This window comes from Psychrobacter lutiphocae DSM 21542, from assembly GCF_000382145.1.
GTDB lineage: Bacteria > Pseudomonadota > Gammaproteobacteria > Pseudomonadales > Moraxellaceae > Psychrobacter > Psychrobacter lutiphocae.
Window position 1 is genome coordinate 1 of record NZ_KB907630.1, and the last position, 20,296, is coordinate 20,296.

General features: G+C 35.2%; 19 protein-coding genes. All 19 read right to left on the reverse strand.

Annotated elements, in window-relative coordinates; genetic code table 11:
- Positions 1-297: DUF6531 domain-containing protein (locus H140_RS13935; protein WP_228127156.1), on the reverse strand; the 297-nt coding region annotated here is incomplete at its 3' end.
- An 80-nt stretch (positions 298-377) separates the two neighbouring features.
- Positions 378-1,055, reverse strand: a complete 678-nt coding sequence (locus H140_RS15085; RefSeq protein WP_019672525.1) for a lytic transglycosylase domain-containing protein — start codon at positions 1,053-1,055, stop codon at positions 378-380.
- A 136-nt stretch (positions 1,056-1,191) separates the two neighbouring features.
- Positions 1,192-2,235, reverse strand: a complete 1,044-nt coding sequence (locus H140_RS13945) for a TadE/TadG family type IV pilus assembly protein (RefSeq protein ID WP_019672526.1) — start codon at positions 2,233-2,235, stop codon at positions 1,192-1,194.
- On the reverse strand, positions 2,232-2,576 hold the full coding sequence (locus H140_RS13950) for a DUF192 domain-containing protein (protein WP_167320785.1): 345 nt from the start codon (positions 2,574-2,576) through the stop codon (positions 2,232-2,234). Before H140_RS13950 ends, H140_RS13945 begins: the two co-directional genes overlap by 4 nt.
- 13 nt (positions 2,577-2,589) lie before the next feature.
- Positions 2,590-3,471, reverse strand: a complete 882-nt coding sequence (locus tag H140_RS0104800) for a type II secretion system F family protein (RefSeq protein ID WP_019672528.1) — start codon at positions 3,469-3,471, stop codon at positions 2,590-2,592.
- Between the two features lie 7 nt (positions 3,472-3,478).
- Entirely contained in the window at positions 3,479-4,318 is an 840-nt protein-coding gene (locus tag H140_RS0104805; RefSeq protein ID WP_019672529.1) for a type II secretion system F family protein, read from the reverse strand.
- Positions 4,319-4,331: 13 nt separating this feature from the next.
- Positions 4,332-6,035, reverse strand: a complete 1,704-nt coding sequence (locus tag H140_RS0104810; RefSeq protein ID WP_019672530.1) for an ATPase, T2SS/T4P/T4SS family — start codon at positions 6,033-6,035, stop codon at positions 4,332-4,334.
- Positions 6,036-7,376 (reverse strand): type II and III secretion system protein family protein, encoded by a 1,341-nt coding sequence (locus tag H140_RS13955; protein ID WP_019672531.1) that lies wholly within the window; start codon positions 7,374-7,376, stop codon positions 6,036-6,038.
- A gap of 19 nt (positions 7,377-7,395) precedes the next feature.
- Positions 7,396-8,328 carry a Flp pilus assembly protein CpaB gene (cpaB, locus tag H140_RS0104820; RefSeq protein WP_019672532.1) on the reverse strand — a complete coding sequence of 311 codons (933 nt, stop codon included), beginning with the start codon at positions 8,326-8,328 and terminating at the stop codon, positions 7,396-7,398.
- Positions 8,325-8,528 carry a hypothetical protein gene (locus H140_RS0104825; protein WP_019672533.1) on the reverse strand — a complete coding sequence of 68 codons (204 nt, stop codon included), beginning with the start codon at positions 8,526-8,528 and terminating at the stop codon, positions 8,325-8,327. Before H140_RS0104825 ends, cpaB begins: the two co-directional genes overlap by 4 nt.
- Position 8,529: 1 nt before the next feature.
- Positions 8,530-9,147, reverse strand: a complete 618-nt coding sequence (locus H140_RS0104830; RefSeq protein ID WP_019672534.1) for a hypothetical protein — start codon at positions 9,145-9,147, stop codon at positions 8,530-8,532.
- Entirely contained in the window at positions 9,144-9,881 is a 738-nt protein-coding gene (locus H140_RS0104835; protein ID WP_019672535.1) for a TadE/TadG family type IV pilus assembly protein, read from the reverse strand. Before H140_RS0104835 ends, H140_RS0104830 begins: the two co-directional genes overlap by 4 nt.
- Positions 9,878-11,266: a hypothetical protein gene (locus H140_RS0104840; protein ID WP_019672536.1), complete on the reverse strand. Its 1,389-nt coding sequence runs from the start codon at positions 11,264-11,266 to the stop codon at positions 9,878-9,880. The genes H140_RS0104835 and H140_RS0104840 overlap by 4 nt, the downstream gene beginning before the upstream one ends.
- Positions 11,267-11,347: 81 nt before the next feature.
- Positions 11,348-11,632 carry a hypothetical protein gene (locus tag H140_RS0104845; RefSeq protein WP_019672537.1) on the reverse strand — a complete coding sequence of 95 codons (285 nt, stop codon included), beginning with the start codon at positions 11,630-11,632 and terminating at the stop codon, positions 11,348-11,350.
- A gap of 251 nt (positions 11,633-11,883) precedes the next feature.
- Positions 11,884-12,642, reverse strand: coding sequence for an IS5 family transposase (locus tag H140_RS0104850; protein ID WP_019672538.1), 759 nt, complete (start codon positions 12,640-12,642; stop codon positions 11,884-11,886).
- Between the two features lie 169 nt (positions 12,643-12,811).
- Positions 12,812-16,015 (reverse strand): tyrosine-type recombinase/integrase, encoded by a 3,204-nt coding sequence (locus H140_RS0104855; RefSeq protein ID WP_019672539.1) that lies wholly within the window; start codon positions 16,013-16,015, stop codon positions 12,812-12,814.
- Positions 15,978-18,404: a hypothetical protein gene (locus tag H140_RS0104860; RefSeq protein ID WP_019672540.1), complete on the reverse strand. Its 2,427-nt coding sequence runs from the start codon at positions 18,402-18,404 to the stop codon at positions 15,978-15,980. Before H140_RS0104860 ends, H140_RS0104855 begins: the two co-directional genes overlap by 38 nt.
- Entirely contained in the window at positions 18,404-18,964 is a 561-nt protein-coding gene (locus H140_RS0104865) for a hypothetical protein (protein WP_019672541.1), read from the reverse strand. The genes H140_RS0104860 and H140_RS0104865 overlap by 1 nt, the downstream gene beginning before the upstream one ends.
- Entirely contained in the window at positions 18,961-20,280 is a 1,320-nt protein-coding gene (locus H140_RS0104870; RefSeq protein WP_019672542.1) for a DUF1376 domain-containing protein, read from the reverse strand. Before H140_RS0104870 ends, H140_RS0104865 begins: the two co-directional genes overlap by 4 nt.
- Positions 20,281-20,296: the final 16 nt, after the last annotated feature.

The following is a 20,296-nucleotide window of genomic DNA, read 5'->3' on the forward strand; positions in this document are numbered from 1 at the left end:
TGAGTTGTAGTAACGATTCAGCCTTAGGGCGTATTCGCCGCCTGTGGCTTCTATGTCTGTTGCTGATTCAAACTTATTACCTGTGAGTAGGTTGATGGGGTTACCGCCTGCTCTGTTGGTATCTGGATTATCTTGATTGGTTGGGGTCGGTGCAGGACACATAGGTGTGCCGTTTGTACCTATTCTGTTACAGGCCGTAATAGTGTTCGAAGCGGCAGAGAGAGGGTTGGCGGCATTACTTATATTAGCAATAGCAAGCGATAAGAGAATACTGGCGGTAAGTGTCATTAATCGCATTGCTAAATTCTAACCCTTTTTTTAATTTTACTTAATATTACAAGGTTGTTGATGGGTTGTCAGATTTTTTATGCAATTAATTATTCATTAAGTGAGAGGTATAACACTCGGCTTTTATTTGAGTTATTAGTATTTGACTCAGCTTGTTGATTCATTTTAATAATCTTCTCTTTTGATACTCCTTTTGCTAATAGCGCTTGATCTAAATAACTATTGTACGATTTAAGCACATTTAAAACATAGTTTTGGGTTTCGGAAAATGGTGGTATACCTCCGTACTTAGCGACATTACCTTCTCCTGCATTATAAGCAGCTAAAGCAAGATGTAATTGGTTGTTATATTTATTCAGTAAATAAGATAAATGCTTTGTTCCTACAGCTATATTGTGTTGTGGATTAAATAAGTTGTATCTCCCATAACTGGCCGCTGTCGTTGGCATAAGCTGCATTAGGCCTCGAGCCCCTTTAGGAGAAACAGCATGAACATTGAAACCTGATTCTTGTTTAATGATGGCTTTTATCAAGTCAGGTGGTACATTATGTTGAGCTGCATAGTGATTTATTATATTATCTAATGGACTATATTTAATCTGCGGTTTGTTTGTACTGTCGTGTACACTATTTTGTACTGTCGCTTTAGTCTGATTAGTGCTTTTATTCATATCAATAAATTGTATGCCAGCAAAGCTAAGCGAACTAATACATATATTTAGTAAAAAAAACATTCCTTTTTGCACTACTTTAAAACTTAAGATCATAAGCCTACTCTATTATATTTATATCAATAAAAATATTTGATATGCCTTTACGATAGGTCAAACTAAGAACAACATGAAAATAATTAATAATTTATATAATTTAAAATTATAAAACTAGATAACTAATCGTAGGCTTTTAAAAATCTTGATTTAATATACCTTCATCTTCTGACAAATCGTAAGAACTCGCTCCTGCAGGGCACTGATAATTAGACTGGAAATCAGAGAATAAATCTGTGTCGAAGACGCTCCCAGACTCATCAATCCCCTCAAGTACATTATTAATTTGATCTGCCCCAATTGTAATAATACCTAGTGCTATTAAAATCTTAACCCAATCTCTATTACTAACACTCTCATCCTTACCATTTATCAGAATGTCATTAATAATCTCTTCTCTAGACATATTTTCATATTTGCCAGGAAGATTTACTTGTGTTAAGTCTGGGAGTTGATGCCCACTCGTTTGTGGGGAGTCAGTATTAGCAGGATCATATGACCCAGTTTTTAAACCATTTTGAACAGCAGGACTTAACATTTGGGAAGATACATCTACCACAACAGGAACTCTATTTGCTGCAAATAGCATAGTATTAAAAGCATCTTGTGGTCCTGATAACAAATCATAGGCTTGTGCAAACATATTACCTACTAAAGGTATCGACGGTTTATAACCATAGGTAATCCTAAGCTTCAATACATTTGCCTCTTCAATGGTAATACCTGATGTTTTACCTTGAGTGTCTTTTAGATTTTCAATATCGGTTTGTTTATTAGGTATGACTTTGTGATCTGTTTTTAATAATTTTTGTAAGGTTTCGTCGTTAAAGTCATCGAAAGCTTTTTCATTAGGATTAATAATTTCTACCTTCATAAAAGGTGTTTCGGAGGTTGTAATAGTTTGCAACAACCGTGCCGAATCAGAAACTCCTCCGTTAGAACCATTGCCTGCACTTAGATAAGGTAAAAACCCTTTAAGCAGACCTGCTTGAATAGCCTTAGGGTCAGCATTTTCGATAGCTCCTGCTCTAGCAGCTTCATAAGACGCATAGGTTAAGTTAGTCTTAGCATTGTACATTAGAGTATATTGGATACCAGTCATACCTAGAATAAATATTATAGGACCTATGGTTATGAACTCAGTTAAAGTAGCGCCCCGTTGTTTTTGATTAAGCTTCATACTAGATCCTCCGTGAACTTATGGCCAACTATATGAGGCTGAATGATTCCCCTTTTAGATGCTAACTCAATGACTTTTTTAGTTTTAGGTGGAGCCAGACAAATACGATTAGGTCTTACTTTATTTTTAACAGAAATAACAAAATCATCTTTATCAAGAAAGATAATATTAATAGAATACAGCATACCTATCGTATGAATAGAAGTACAAGGGCTTATTAAAATGCACTCATCAGACTCTAAGCTCTTAGTAAATAATAGCCCTTTTAGTCGTGATAAAAATGTAGTGGCTTGAATTATTTTCATACGCCCAATAACAGTTTCTTTAGTGATTACTTTCACAATATAGGCCCTTTTATAAGAAAGCATCTTTCATCATGACATAAACTGGGAATCCGATAACAATGAAGGTACAAGGAAAAATAAAAGCAACTAATGGAAAAAGTAATTTTACGGGCGCTTCCATTGCCATTTTCTCAGCTTTTTGAAATCGTTCAATTCTACGTTGTTCTGCTTGACTTCTGAGTATTGGTCCTAGATTCATACCCATCTTTTCAGCTTGAATAATTGAAGACACCAAACTTTTTACCGACTGATCATCAACTCTAGCGCTCATTTTTCTAAATGCTTCCGACCTACTTACTCCAGTTTTAATATCTCTCACAACTTTTTCAAACTCACTTCTAACAGGGCCATTAGGACTTTTATCCACAGCCTGTCTAATCGCGCCATTTAAATTTAACCCTGATTCCACGCTGAGAGTAATCATATCAAGAAAAAAAGGCATATCTTTGGAGATTTTATTATTTCTTTTTTTCTTTATTTCTTTAAGCCAAAGGTCAGGGTACATATAACCAAAAATACTAACTAAAAAAACCAAAATCAAATTTTGATTAAACAAATATAAAACTAATATGGCAAAAAAAGTAAGAAAAAAGCAACTAAAAATCTTACTCGCAATAATATGCGAAGGCTTAAACTGATATTCCACTCCAGCATGGATTATTTTCTTTTCATACCTCTCATATGTTTGTTCATTAACATAAGGTGATACATAGAAGGCAATAACATTTATAAAAAAACTAAAGGCTTTATAAAAGATGGGTGGGTCATCATAATGCTCTCTATCATCATTTGGTACGCGAAACATGAAGTAAAGCAAACACCAAACTAATACAAAGACTATTAGAGTAATAAACCCAATTAAAATATATATTTGAAGTGAATAATTCAGCATACTTAACCTAAATATCTATATTGACAATTTTTCGAATAAAAATAATACCAAGTACTTCAAATATAATTAAAGCTAATAGAGCCATATACCCCTCTTTAGTTGTCCATAATTGAGACATTGCCTCTGGCTCCATCTTTGATAAAACAATAATTAATAGTACAGGCATCAATCCGACTACCCATGCTTGCATCTTTCCTTGTGAAGTTAGTGCTCTTATTTTGCCTTCAGCTTGTTCGATACTTCTAAGTGTTCGTGCCACATTTTTTAGTGCATCTGACAACTCCCCTCCTGTTTCTACAGATGTTCTTATCACTGAAACTGTTAAAACTACAGAGTTTAGAGGCATTCTTTTTGCAAAGTTCTGTAAGGACTGATCAACTGAAACTCCAAGCTTTTGTTCTCGAACCACCATACTTACTTCTTTAGACAAAGGGTTTGGAAACTCTTCTGCGATCATTGAAAAAGCACCAGATAAACTATTCCCTGCTAATAATGAGCCAGCCATTAAATCAATAGCATCCGGAAGTTGTTTTTCAAATAAAGAAATTCTTTTATTTTTGATATGCTTAATAACAAAATAAGGGAGAATTAAAACAATAATCACAAATGCTAAAATTAAAACATAATTGCTTAATAAATAAAAAGCCAGAAAAATTAGACTAATAGCACCAGTTATATAGGCTATAAAATAGGTATTAACTCTATTTTCAGGAAGACTATAATCAATTGATTTAGATAGTATTGATATTTTTGATCTTGTAAAAGACCCTGACATATTTTTAGAAAAAAATATATAAAATATGTAGAAAATCACTGCAAGTAAAACAAAAAACCCAAAATAAAGCATGTGAATTCCCTACTTATATCTTAAAGTAATCAGTTTTCATATCAATACCACTATCAATCAGGTCTTGATAGAAAGCAGGGATTGTTTCAGTAGATCTATACACACCTTGAACAACTCTGTCTTCATCATATCCATTTTTTTTATATTCAAATATATCTTGTAGTTGAATCGTATTTCCTTCAATCCCAGTTACTTCAGTAATATGAGTTATTTTCCGACTACCACAAGCAAAACGAGTCTGCTGCACTATAATATCAATAGCTGATACTATTTGCTCTCGAATGGCTTGTAGAGGTAAGTCCATACCTGCCATTAAAACTAAAGTTTCTAGTCGAGATAGTGCATCCCTAGGCGTGTTAGCATGCAATGTGGTTAAAGAACCCTCATGACCTGTATTCATAGCTTGTAACATATCTAATGATTCGGCACCTCGACACTCACCTACAACGATTCTATCAGGCCTCATCCTTAATGAGTTTTTCACAAGATCACGGATAGTTATTGAGCCTTTACCTTCAGCATTCGCAGGCCTAGATTCTAATGCAATTAAGTGATCATGGTCTAACTTAAGTTCTGCCGCATCCTCGATAGTTATTATCCTCTCACCATTAGGGATAAAGTTTGACAAAACGTTTAGTAATGTTGTTTTACCAGATCCAGTTCCCCCTGAAATAATAATATTTCGCCTATGTTTAACACAAGACTCAAGAAACTCTGCCATATTCGACGAAAGACTATCCATTTCAACTAAATCTTTAACTTTTAATCTCTTTTCTGGGAACTTACGAATCGTGATTGTAGGCCCCTTTAATGCTAATGGAGGTATGATTGCATTTACCCGAGAACCATCTTTTAATCGAGCATCAACCATAGGTGAAGACTCATCAATTCTTCTTCCAATAGGCGAAACAATTCTTTCAATAATATCAAGAACTGCTTGGTCGCTACTAAAAACAGAGCCTGTTAGAAGAATACGACCTTTTTTTTCAACATATATCTCACTTGCAGAGTTAACCATAATCTCAGAAACATCTTTGTCTGCTATTAAAACCTCCAAGGGCCCTAGCCCAATCGCTTCATTTAACACTAAACTTTTAATACGCTCTATATTTTTTCTATCTACTGTTAAATCGTTTTCAATTATTTTATTTAAGCAATTAAGTGTTGTTTCATATAGCTCTTTATCAGACATTTTAGAAACGTCTTGCCGCTCTAAGTCCATAGTCTCAATTAACTTTGCATGCAGCTGTTTCATAAGCTTCATTTCTTTTTCAAGCTCAGCTTTACTATCCACATATTTAGTGAGACCAGTTTCAATAGGCTGGCACAGAGGTTCTGTCTCTTTTCCCTTGAAAGAGCTCTTCATAGGATTAACTGTAGAATCGAACATATCTTCTTTTTTCAATTCATACGATAATTCCTCAGCATCTATACTTAGAATAACAAACCTATACTTTCCAATATCTATTTTATCCCCTTCTTCTAAGGGACCATACATATCGACTTTAGAACCATTAACATATGTACCATTAGCACCTCGATCAAGATCTTCGACTACATAACCAGCAGGCAGCTTTTTAATTACTGCATGCTCATTCGATGTCAACCAACCTTTTATTTGCAGGTCAGCCTGTAAACTTTTACCTATAACTATTTCATCATTATCGAAATCAACAATAGACTCCTTATCTTTATAAAACACCTTAATCTTTAACATTTATTTTTGTCCCTCTTCAAAATAAACTCTATTATTTTCACTCTTGAAAAAGTCTACTGGTAACAGTTTATTATCCATATTTAAGCTCTCTACCATTTCACTAGCTTTACTTGTAATGGAATTAGAAGGGTTCTGTTTTTCACTGTAGATAAATGGCGTAACTATAAATAATAATTCAGTTTGTGCGTTTACTTTACTTTCGTTTTTAAAAAGCCTACCTAAAAACGGCGTTTTATGAAGTCCTGGAACCTGTGAATTAGTATCAGACTGTCTATTATAGTTCAATCCGCTCAATACAAGAGTTTCCCCATTTTGTAAGCTAAAGTCCGTTGTTGTTTTTCTAGTCAATAGTCCAGGTACATTATCAATTTGAACCGCATGATCAATTTCACTTATCTCTGATTTTATATTTGCTAATATACTTCCATCATTTTGTATAATAGGAGACACATCTAATTTAATACCATAGTCTTTAAAGTCAACTGAGGGAGTACCAGTAGCTGAAGCACTTGAATACGGCACTTGTCCACCAGATAAAAACTCCGCATTCCCACCATTTCTACATGACAAGACAGGGTGTGCAATGAGCTTAGCCGTTCCTTCACTTTCCATTAAGTTGATACGGCTTGTAATAGAAGATATTAAACCAGCATAAGTTTGAAATGGTCTTATATGTGGCCCAGGAGGGATGCCGTCAAAATCAATCCCTCCAGGTTGTGATTTATAAGCTTTACTTTTCTTAAACTCTCCAATAACACCTACTCTTGGACCATCTACTTGTGATGACCACTCAATTCCTAAATTTTGACTAGCACTTCTGGTTACTTCAACAATTTTAACGTCAAAATACACCATTCTTGTATCATTCGAATCAGCAGTTTGATTATTAGCACGTGTAAGATTTGTAATATATTTATACTGCGATAAAAAGTTATCAATTTTACTCTTATCGAACTCACTAATATTCTCTCCCTCTACAACTATTGTATCACCAACAATATTAGCAGAGATCTGTGGATATTTAGCAATAAAGTATTTGATCTCATTAAACATTCTGGGCAGATTAGCAGGATATACATGAGTATTTATACTTTGAACAGAGTTTTTTCTCCAAACTTTAATAGTTGTATCACCATTTTTTATTCCTGTTAATAGCACACCTTTTTTACCAATTGGTAAAGCATTAATAACCTCATCACTTCCAACAGCAACATTAGTAATACTATTATCATTAATGAATTCAGATTGGCCTACATATAGTGTCATAACCCCACTGTTGACATCTGCTAGTGCGAAAGTCGATATACCTACTAAAATGGTACAAATTGATTTTTTAAACATATTTTACTCTTTGATAATACTAATTTTTTAGATGTCTATTTCCATATATTACGTCAATAGATGGTTTAGGGGTGGGGGCAACTTCTACATTAGTCTCTTCAGTATTTTCTTTTAACTCGAACATTTTTTCATTTATATCTTCTACATATGAGTCAGGTATCGAAGGAGGAGAAGGAGGAACAAAAGTTTCAGGTTTATCGAATGTTTTTAAATTTAGTTCGCGTTGTAAAGTTTGTAGGCTAACAACATTATCTGTATAAGTCATATCATTAGGATTTCTTAATACGGCTGATAAACGTCCCAGCTCTAGTGCTGTTGTAATCTTAGAAACGTCGTCTAAATCTAGATCTAAAGTAATAGTTCTAAAACTATCATTATAATTTGTGTCTGTAAGGTAACTATTACTAGTACTTAGTGAATCACCTGTTGCTAATACACGTACATTTTGCATTAATGGAGCAGCAACAATATTACCATTTTTTTGATATGTAAGAATAAGGTCAATATGGTCATTAGGTTTTAGCATTGATGATATCGAGCTTTCATCATCAACAGGTATAGTTAGAGCTCTTCTCCCTGGGGATAATCTACCTGATAACTGCCTACTCTCATCAGTATCAATAGACATCCATGTTAAAACATCACCTCTCTTAACATCATTCAACAACAATGCACCCTCAATATTTTCAGCTTGATCAGGAGTAATTGCAGTAGACTGCGCAAATTCTACTGGTATATCGTTTCTTACAGCAAACTGAGAACTATCAAAAGGGTCTATGATTGTTCCTTTTGGCAAGTCATTATTAGCTACAATATAACTAACAGTATCAGTGCTCAGAGAGGACTCTATTTTTTTATCAACAATTACTTTGAGTAATACCGCACATATTAATGCAAGTAATATCGACAATAATAACGCTATAACGTTTTTATTTAATTTAATTTTTTTCATTTTCTCTCTGTATCTGTCAGTGCATCAACATCATCTAAGTGACTAATTGATTTAGAATAATTTGTATGTCGAGTTTGAAAAGCCTCATGCATCATGCTCCACAAGTTTTTATCTCCTACCTGGATACCAAATACAATAGCTATCACTACTAATGTTGCTAAGAGGTACTCAACTGCAATATTACCTTTTTGACTTTTCATGTTATTTATTAACCTCAATATTAATCATAAAGTCACCACGATAACTTAGTTTAGATATTTTAATAGATTGTTTAAACTTAGGAGTTGATATTTTATAATCAGTAAACCCAACAATGTTTTTTTTGCTAATAGCAATCTTATTGAGTTGGCTTACCAAACGTGCGTACTCTGATTTTGTATAGCCTTGAAGATTTATAGTACGGGAAATAGTTTTATAATCTTCAGTTTGAAGATCCAATGAAGCTTTATTCATAAAAAGATGAAGAGGGTGAGTAATATACTGTCTGTTGTCAGTAGAAGAACAAGTCAAATAACCGGATATAACTTGGTTACCAATAGATTCAAACGTAAGGGTTGCAACACTTGCTTTATCAAATACTGATAGAACGTTTCTATTTAGAGAGTAAGATATATTTTTATTCTTAAGTTTTGCTTTTAAGCAATCAATATTACATTCGCTGCTAAAGGTATAATAATCTAAGGGTTTATTGTTAATAATAGCATTCTGAAACAAATGCGAAGATGAGAATCCTTGTATAACTCTAATGTTATTGCATACATGGCTAAATGCGGGAGAGGAAACCAGCACACATAAAGCAAAAGCTATAAGTCTATTCATGGTTTAAACTCTACAAGTCGGTCATCTGGAACTTCATTATGGTTAACTTTTACATCTTCAACCTGATGATCGGAAAAGACACTATCTATCCAGCCAGCACTTAAATCTATTCCTTTTATAATAGTGTTATAGAATATATTGGTAGCTTTCTTTTGTGCATCATTGTTATAAGGAATAACTATGTCATTAAAGTTATCCATGTTATCCTGTATTTCTTTTTGATCCCTAGCGGTTAAGGTTTGATTATCAACGTACAAGCTTTTTTTGATAGTTAATGACTCTACTATTTCAGGTATAACATTTAAATTCTCTAAAGGTAAATTGATGCTGACAGCCCCTTTTTGATCATATAAGCCAAATTTATATAGATCTTCAATCTTATTCCATGAGTCATCGCTATTATCAGGAGCGTAGTTTATAGTGACTGTGTTATTTCTATATATTTGCTGGTTATCCTTTCCCTTTCCTAATTTTGCACCTCGATGATTAAGTTTTTCATTATCTACAACCAACGCTGTTTCACCAAAATATCTATCACTAACTTCTTGACTAAGTAGCTCATTATTAGTATTACCTTCCCGTACCCGCCAAGCAGCATAATCTAAAGCTTGAATACTCATTATATTTGCATTCGCTATTTTAGCTAATATTGGAATAGCCAATACTAAAGCTATTAAAACGCTTACCGATACTGCAAATTCTACTGCCGCTTGCCCTGACTCGTTTACTTTCATCGTGTTCTTCCTTCAGCGATAGCTTCTGGACTATTATTAATCAGTCTGACTTGCCAATAAGGATTTAACAAGCTAGCTTTTTCAAATTTGCCATTATTAAGAAAGGTAGATGATCCACGCCTATCTTGAAGTGGACGCTCAAAATAAACCTCTGCTGATGAAATAGCGGATATATTATCATTTGAAACGATATCAAGCTCTCTCCCGACTTTAAATTCTGCGGCACCACTAGTAGTATCAAGCAAATCTGAACCCTTAGTGATACGTATAGATAAAGGCAAAGTTGGCTCGTCTTGAGCTAAAAATTTTGGATCCAAATCCCAAAAACGTGGAATTCCAGTTTCTCCCCAACCTATTCTGTTATTTGATCGAGCATCCCAACTCGGAGTAAATTGATGGCTTCTATTAGAAGCATCCCTATTCTTTAAGACATTTGAATAACCTGCTAGATTTCCTCTATCATTATCACCACCATCATTACGAACCAATGCACTTCCGTAACCTATTTGGTCTTCACGATGTTTCCAACTTAATCCAGTCCATTTAATTTTTAACTTTTCATAATGAAGAGACATGGTATCCACGCCTTTCCATTGATTTAAATCATTACTAACCTCCGTTCCTCCTCTTCTATGTAGCTCAAAACCTTTTTTATTCCATGTACGAATCCATCCAGGTAAGTTCCATTGACTGTCTACTCTTCGCTCTCGAGTAAAAGGGTCTCTTGAAGCTAAAACCACATCTTTTAGTCTTTGACGACCTTCATAAGGATCAGAGCTATTACCTTGATATTGCTTAATAAAGTTACCATTAAAAGGGTCGTTTACAGAAAAATGAGAGGATAAAGGTAATGCTTCAGCTTTGAAGTCAGTTCCTATAGAAGAGTTTTGCAATGTCTTAGTTGGTATTTTACGGATCTCTATAATAGACGTATTATTTAATAAGTTTTGTTGTTCAGATACACTCTTTGTGGCTACATTGTTAGCAATAATAAAAGGTGCAGATGCTTCTGATGCCTGCCCTAGCGAATTAGTAGCAGTTACCAATCCTGAATATATGGTATTACCATAAACGGGTATTAAATTGATCCATTGTGTATGCTCTGGAATAGGCTGAAAGTGTTCTGCCCAACTTGCAACACTTACCGCCTGAGCCGTAGCTAATTGATTTGCAATTTTAGCTTTATTCATATAAGCATTGGCATTAAGGAGTTGTGCCTGCTTCACAGCTGTATTATAGGAAGCATGATCTGCAAGCACTTTTGCCTGGGTACGTTCTGCTAAAAGCTGAGATGTATTAAATAAATAGATAAGAGCTATAGCTAATACTAAAGTAAAGGCTAACATTAGTACTAATGTTTGTCCTTGTTGTTTAGATTCATTCATCGCTATACCTGTTAAATAATCAATACTTTCTAAAAGCTGCTTTTAGTAACATTTCTTACTTAAGTCTAGCTGCTTATACTACTACTGACCATTATTAGTAAAATCAGCCATGCCTTTTTCTTCTTTCCCTTGAGTTCTAGCTTTACCTGCCGCAGTCTTAGCGTTATTAGTATCAGACGCACCATCTTGACCTGCTAACTCCTGAGCAGCAGCTGCAGCTTGACTACGTGCTGTCTGACCAAAGTACTTAAAAGAACCAATTGCTGCAATTGCAATAAGTGCTACTATGATAATGTATTCAGTCATACCTTGACCACGTTGTGACTCTGGATTAAGGCGGCGTAATTTTGGATTAGAATACTTCATTGCTAACTCTCCGAAAGTTAATGTAATTATTAGGTGATGCTATATTGCTTAACTGATTTTATTTTAAAACTTAAAACTATTCAACAATTTTTTAAAATAATTAACTATTTATATTTTTTTAAATATAATAGAGCTTACGCACTATCATAACAAAACAAGTTATGATAGTAAGAGCTTATACTTAGGTCTCAAATGAGACCACTGGTTATCGACCAAAAAACAAACGTTTGCAACAATAGGCCTAAACAGCTTCAAATAAGTGGCAGCCAGATATAAACACAAGCAAGAATAACAGCAGCTTCATAACTGGCTTTAAGCTTATCATAGCGAGTAGCTATTCCTCTAAAGTGCTTTAATCTAGCAAATGCATTTTCAACTAAATGGCGGCAACGATATAAATACCAGTCCATATTTTCATTACTGCTTTTTGAATTTGATTTAACAGGTATAACCACTGTAGCATTATAATCCATAATGCAATTTCTAATATCTTGGCTATCATAACCCTTATCAGCAACAACTGCCTCAGTATCATCTTTGATCGCTCGTTTGATGAGAACATTTGCCATTTGTGAGTCATGCAGTTGACCACCAGTCACTTCAATATGAACAGGATTGCCACAAGCATCAACCACTAGATGAATCTTGCTGCTGTTACCAGCAACGCTTTTACCAATGGCTTCATCTTGATGACTAGTTGCTCCAGAACTGTGCTGATGCGCTTTGACGACACTACCATCAATAAACAACCATTCACTATCGTAGTCTTGCGTTATTATTGACATAAGCTTTTGCCATTTACCTGTAATACGCCAGTAGCGATACTGTTGATAAATAACGTACCATTTACCAAAATACTCTGGTATATCACGCCAGGGACAACCAACCCGTATTCGGTATAACATTGCTTCAACGGTCACTCTTAAATTAGGCTTGTCATATACGTTTATTTGACGCAAAATAGTACGTAGCTTGTGCCATTGTTCATCTTTGAGCATAGTGCGAGTCATAAGCAATACCTTTGTTTTTGTTGTGGTAAACATGAACTTGAGGTGTTGCTTATCTTTTTTCAATATCCCAACTCTATACATGCCCTAAAACAAAGTCATACCAAAATATGATAATACTGACTTTGTTAATCTATTAATTAAATCTACTCTCTTTATAAACATGGTCTGTTTAAAGTAAAACCATTAACACATAACCTAAATATTTAAGTACACCCGACGACGCAAGATATTCACCGCTAACAGCTAAATTTTTGTCAGATCTTTTATGCTTTTTCTGAACAACTTTCACTTCAAACCCATGATAGTTCTTACGTACCCCAGTACGTATCCTATTATCTAAACTAAGTTCTCGTTTTAAATCAGTAACAGCCTTCTCATCTGATGCTCTAACCTGCCAGCGTGATGGGTTAATAAGCTTACACCCTATATGCATAAACTGCTTTAGCATGTCTGTTTGATTGGGCTTAACTCCAAAATGCAGGAATGAAGTGTTTAAACTATGTTTATTGGAGAATATCTCCATGAAAGTTCTAAGTGCCTCCGGTTCATTAATAGACATCTGATAAGCTCTATCCAGTGCTTTAACTAAAATCTCTTGATTTGACTTGCCCCGTGGTGAACTAAGCAATAACCTATCATCATCAAATATAGACTCTGCTTTTTTGTAGATTGTTTTGGCTTGATTTATATTGATACCATGGCGCAAAGCAATCTCATCAAGTTTACTGGTTCTACTTTCTGGCATAACACACTGCATCTCTTCTAAAAATGCAATCACATCATCATACTTCGCATGTATATAAATAGATGATTTTGGCACAGTCATATCTGTAGACTTTAGAATATCTTTAGGCTGGCAGGTGACACCTCTTTCACCGCTACTGAAATTATTAACAAACAGTTCATCAACTTTAGATGATAGCTTTTTAATTAGATGATCTCGTATCCTATCTAGCCTTACCTGCTTAGTGCTAGCATCATAAGCGCTTTTATCTTGTCTATATACTGTTTGATAATCAATGCCAGTTACCATTTCAAATATTGTTAAAGGCAGCTCCAGCTTTGATTGACTGATTTTCTCACCTGCCAGCAAATGGGCAGTATGAATATAGTATTCGAAAGTTGTATCACACATCAGATGCCCAGCTAAACTAGCTAGCCCAAACCATGCCCCTTGATACTCATTGCTGGCAAGTACGCCTTTCCTAATTCGTTCACAATGCTGACTGTCATAATCTGTCATTGCTTGCGCCAAAGGTGATTGTTTCAGCACCAAAGCCAGCTGGCTAATAGCAGTATGCCGTAAGCTATGAAAAGTAAAGTCATGCTCACCTAATGATCTATCCCAAAGCTGTTTAACTAAATTACTAAAAAATGTGTCAGGTAATGGATGATCGCCATTACCTAATGAGAACAAATAGCGACGTTTAAGCCTCTTTTGTTCATGATATAAACTGACAAAATCTTCAAGCTCTTTTGCTTTAAGCAAGCAGTGAATAGGAATACAGCGTTTTGCACTGCTACTCTTTAGTCTACGGTGACGGTTGGGTTTAAGCCATATAACAGGTAAGGCTATTGGTTGGTTTTCATGATAACTATATATATCTGCAATATCATCTAGCTTAATACCAATAAGCTCTCTAATTCTCATACCCGTTTGATATGCTAAACTCAAAACGACTAGGCAGAGCCTTCTTTGCTGGATATCTAAATTTGATTTATAAATATCATCTCGCATGGCTTGATAAACTATAGGCGAGACAATGTTAGCTTTAACCACTTGACGATTATTGCCGTAAGGGAAGTACACATACGGAGCATCAAAGTGCTTGCGTTGATGATCATGAAAATCACGAAGTCTGCCATAAGTGAATTTTTGCGTGTCTTTAAACTTGTCGAATATCGAAAGAGTATCAATATCTTCTACTTTATCAGCATCTTTATTGTCGTCTTCTAAATCAAGATTGTCAGCTACAAACTCAGAGTCCTTTTTTAAAATCGAACGCTTACGCCCATCTTTTATTTTACTAAGGATGATTTGTTCATAGATACTTTCAAAATCTTCATCCTCCCAAAACTCTAATGACTCATTCATAGTCAACATTAGCCAATCACGTCCGATACAACCAACATATTTATCAACTGTGTCTAATCGCTTACTGTTATCTGTTAATAATTCTGACGCCCAACTGAGCAAACGTTGTGCATTAGGCTGACTAAACTCTTCCAATAACCTGTCAACTGTACTAATGGCTTCTGCTCTTGTCCCTTTTAAAGCATCTTGTAAGCTTTTGACTAGGTTTTTACTAAAAGCTGGGTAATCTTTAGGTACCGCCCTACTCTCTTTACTATGGCTATAGTCAGTAGATAATAAGTTATCCCATATCAGTGGTTCATGCTTTCTAAAAATCGTCTCTCGATTATAAGTAAATAACTTCTGTGGTGGTAATGCTGTGGTTTTAACCTGATTCTGCATCACAACAGACAAAGCACCATCAATATTACACCTGTCTGTTTGTCGCCATTGATAGTTAGCATATTTGATTAGTTGTGAAAGGTTCGGTTTTTCAATATCTTTGTGTTCAAGCTTTAACTTTTTAGATAAACCTTTAATATTAGTATTGAAGTGTTTTATATTTTTCTTGTTAATGGTTTTATTAGCTAACGCATAGATAAAGGTTAAAGTAAGATCGTCAGGAATATAGTTTAGATAGCGCTCTAATCCATCGTCTAAAGCGCTTTCATCTGGTTGGCAACCATAATTTGCATCCTTGATGGCCAATAGTATAACGGCAACCTTTTTGAATTTATTTGGCGCGATTGCATCGTTGGTAAACTCATATGGCATTTGTATATAGTTTAAGCTCTGTTCACTAAGCAACCAGTCATAGAAGGCCTTTAATCCTTTAATATCGTTTAGCCCGCCATAGACAATACTGCAATAGAGCGCCCCCTCTATTAAATCATTGGCGGTGAACTTCTTCTTATGTGACCAAATATCTAGCATGGTTTGTATACTATTAGCCACCTGTGAGCCTTTTACAAACCAATCATATCCAATCGTTAAATCATCTCGCTCTGCTATGATAGGTAGAACGGGTTCATCTAAGTTAAGGTCATACTTCTTGTTATAACTACGTATACACTCTAAAAAACCTTTTCGTGCTAGGTAATACTGGTGAGCCGTATCAAAGTTTTCTTCTAACTGCTCATTTATTGCTTGATAGTGTTCTGATAAATCTGTACTTGAAGATATCGATAAGCAATGTTCATCAAAGTACTGCATAACTATTTGTTTAGCATCATCCTTGATATTCTGATGCGTCTGTTTTTTATTATGTAATCTTAGTTTGTGTGCGACGATCTTGTGCATACAATGTTACCTCAACTTGTTTAAGATTTAATTGAATGGCAACGTTATCTAAATGAGTAGATAAAGCTTTTAGCTCGTTTATAGATAATGATGACATTGGATGCATAATTTCTTGATCTGGGTGCTCGTGACCGTATAGGCCAAAAATGAGATGCTCTGGTACTTTATCAGTGAGCATAGTCCTGAGTTGATGTCGTAACCAATTATCCTGATGAGTCAGAAACTCTCTAGTCTGATAACGCACTTTACTCGCATTAATACCAGCGAATTTTCTTGGATTTCTATCAAACAACATAATCAATGGTTGTTTTGAGTTCTTTATCTCATCGAAGGGGAACTTATGATTTGTATAGAAAGTGTTATGTATCGCAGAGAATTCTGCTAAGTAAACAAGATAGTTTTTGATAGCTGTGAGTAGAAAATCGCTCAAGGGAATCAATCGTCCGCAAGCTTGATTGTTACGTTCTTCTTTATCTGATATCCACATCAGTTTTCGAGTAAAATCGATTTGATTTAAGACACCTGGTGCATGAACAGCAGGGCGCATACCCGTTTGAATAATAATGATATACCACAGCCAAACACTGTAGCAGTTAAACTGTTCAATATACCTGTCATGTCGAATATCCAAGCCATGCCTTAGTTTTCCGTTATAACTCTCTACAGCAGAAGCTAGCCTACCGAAAAATGCTTGGCAAGTATTCAACCTTAACGGCATGTTACTTCCCACATATTGTTTTAAATGATTACTTCTAATGCCCTGTTTAGTTAAAAAACGTAGCTTGTTCTTACTTTCATCATCGCAATACTCAGTTAAAAGACTTATAGCATGGTTATAAGTCTTCTCTAGATTTTTTGTACTAATACTTATGTAATAAAGTGGTGAGCTGTGTCTAACATCAACACCAGTGATAATGTCAGCGTGTAGTAGCTGATTGAGATCGTTTCTAATAATAGTGTGTAAGCTGTTGTCGATATGCTGATTACTAAGAGCTGGCAGGCTAAGTTGTACTTTTAAATCTTTAAGCAGTTTATTCACATCTGAACTATCAACTACAAACTTTTCTTCAATCACTGACTGTAACTGTGATGGTAACGGTAATTTAAATTCGTTATCCTTACTTTGTCTATGCTCCATTAAATGACTACGACGGTTTGCAGTGACATCAATAGTAATACTCAATATGTAGTTGTTTAATCTCTGCCCACCTTTCTCATAGGCTAACCACTCACGTTGACTTACCTTTAGTTGTAACTGCTTAATCACCTCTTGAATACTGCGTCCACTTAATAGCGATAATATTAATACCGCATAAACTTGTCGCTCTTTATCACTTACTACCAAGAATAGTGACCAAACTCTAGCAAACAACATCTGATAACTTAACAAACTTAGCTGGCGAGTGTTGGTTGGAAATGCAAATTGGTTACGTCGGGCATGGCGATAATTACTCTTTAAAGACCACTGCTGTAATTCAGAGGATTTAGCAGTGTTTTTACTCGGTTTAAAATCATTATCTAGTAATGCTAGCGGATAATCATCTGCAAAACTTTCAGCTAACGCAACGTTATCATGTTTATGTTTAGTAGGATAAGACTTTGTCAGTAATGGCTCATCATCTGTCTTTAAAGAAAGCTTTACTTGTTTATTGGCTTTAACTCTATGTTTTGCTTTTTTATTACTACTGAATCGATTTTTGCCATGAAACTCTTTATCCTCAGCAACAACTTCATAAGCCCGTCTTATTTGGCCAATTTTACTCGTCAAATTATTGTTATATCGCTCACCAATTTTCTCATTTTTCTTAATCGTCTCCTCATATTGTTTCAAGCTAGCCAGCACGCTCTCTAAACTCTCGTGTTTAACATGTATATCAATAAGCGTATCTAATATTTGAGCTTGTGGACTGCCATGCTTCAGTCCCATGCGAACTCGAATGCCAAGCCGGTCAATCTTGGCGTAATGCTTGTCATTCCTAGAGGTAATCATAAATATAATTTGCAGGTAGCTACTCATAAACAGCCACGCATCACTACCTTTTCTTACTTTACCGTGAGCTTCGTAAAATACTACCAGCATATACGTGACTGCCCAGGTATCGCTACATTTATTTCTAATAATATCTTTACAAATATCCTGACAACCTTGAGTAGTCAATATATCTGTATTAATAACATGTCGATGTTGATCAACTATAGCGCCTAGATAAGTTAACGAACATTCTGATAGATAATTTGATAGACAAAAATCAACGTTTAAGTTGATGGCAGCTAAAAATAAACTTTGAATCACTTCACAGCTTGGCGAGTCTGCTGGCACGAGTTTATTGATGAGTGTTTGTATCTCATCACTCTTCAAATAAACTTTATTTATTAAAGAGTGACTCACTACGATACCTCACTTAGCCAATCCATAGACGTCGGCAACCCTATCAAGTCTTCTTCGGTAGCTGTTCGGTACTGTTGATACTCGTAATGATGTTGGCTAATACCAGCAAACTGGCAATAGTTTTTAATACTTAACTCTGATAATCCCATTAACTCGCAAATTATTTCCTTGGGTGCCAATTTTTTTAAAGCGTTATATAGGTCTGAATGATGAATGTTTGCTAAATGACATAGCTGAAGAACCTCACACCATGCTAACCGAAGTATATCTTGACTATATTCAGGTGTGATTAAACAGGGGTGACTGATACTCTCCTCGAAGCGTAGAATTTGATGCACTCTATTAAAGTCATTTATAAAACAATAGTGCTCTTGTTTATCAAGCACTAAACGCAATGGTGGGCGATAGAATTTATCTAACTCTTGTAGGTTTACATAAGCCATTAGTGGTCTACAACGTTGCCAAGCTGCTAATGCTTTCTCAGCATCTTTATGCACGCTAAGATTGAACTTGTTGAAGCTTAGTAGTTTTTGCTTTGGTTTTAAATTATTACCTTTCATCTTAAATCAACCCTGCTTGAACAATTTCCTGCTGACACTAATCTGTCGTATGTTTCATCTTTCGACTCTCCAGCTGCTTGATGTTTATCAATATAAGCGTATGTTTCGTCGGAGGTCATTTCAGGTAATACTGCTTTCCTGCATCCATTTAGTACAACCTCTGTCTTAGGATTAAATTTAGATGAGTTATTCTGAGGGCATGAATGACTGGGATGATAACCATCACCCATAAATTGCTTAGCATTTTGGTCTGTTAACTTATTAGCTGGCCATGCCTCGTTATCGATGTTAAAGCGTTCTTTAACTTTTTCTTTATTACCATCGATCGTTTTGTTGTTCTCAATTTCACGTTTAAGCCATTGATGCCATCTAGTTATTCTTAAGTTTTCTGTAGTTAAGGGCTTGCCCTGTCTTGCTTTGTCAGAGTAATATGCCTTGAAGTTTTCAAGCTCTAAAACATACTTCTTTTCTGTCATATCAAGCTTTAAATCTTCTTGTAATAGCCTTTCCCTCATAATATCGATAGAGGGTGAGGTCCAGTTCTCAATTCCAATATCCTTCGTAGCCAGGTCACCTTTATCTGTACTTGGGCAAGTATACGAATTAGCTGAGATACTAGAATTACTCCTATCCGTGTTTTGTGTGTGTGCCTCTCTCTCAATGGTTATTTGGTTATTCGTTTCATGTTCTGGGTTACTGTTTATAGCTTCTTTTTGCGTGCCTATTGTGTGACACTCTGTGTGACTCACTGTGACCTCGTTGCATGATAACTTAGCATCATCTAGATGTTGATTATAAAGCTTTGTTAGCTCTTTTAGCCCCTTAACGCCTTTATGATCAACCCGTGCACCTGTTAGATATTTACGCATTTCTTGCTCTTTTGCGCGTGACTTAGCTTTTCTTTCAGCAGCTGTTAAAGGTGTATTATCCTCAATACCATCATTTTTGGTTGTGACATTCGTGCCGTTTAAGTTTTTGATATCATCATCCCAATGCTTAGACCTATAGTTTTTTAAAATACGATCCCAACTTGGGTGTTTATAGGTTTTTGATCGTTTATCAAGCTTAAACTTATCTTTTAATATAAGTTCTAATGCCTGTTTATCATCATCACTTCTACAAGATAACCTATGCTCAAGTAGCTCTATATCAGAAGTAAAGGGTTTACCGCCTTTTAAATAGTTCGTACGCATATCAAGATAGACGCTTTTTTGTACACGCGTCATATGTTTCGTTTCAATCTCCCAGTCTCCGAAATTGTGCATGATATAATGCATAACTCCAGAGCCAGTAGATAATGCTTGCGAATTGCTCATTGCTAGTCCTTTTTAA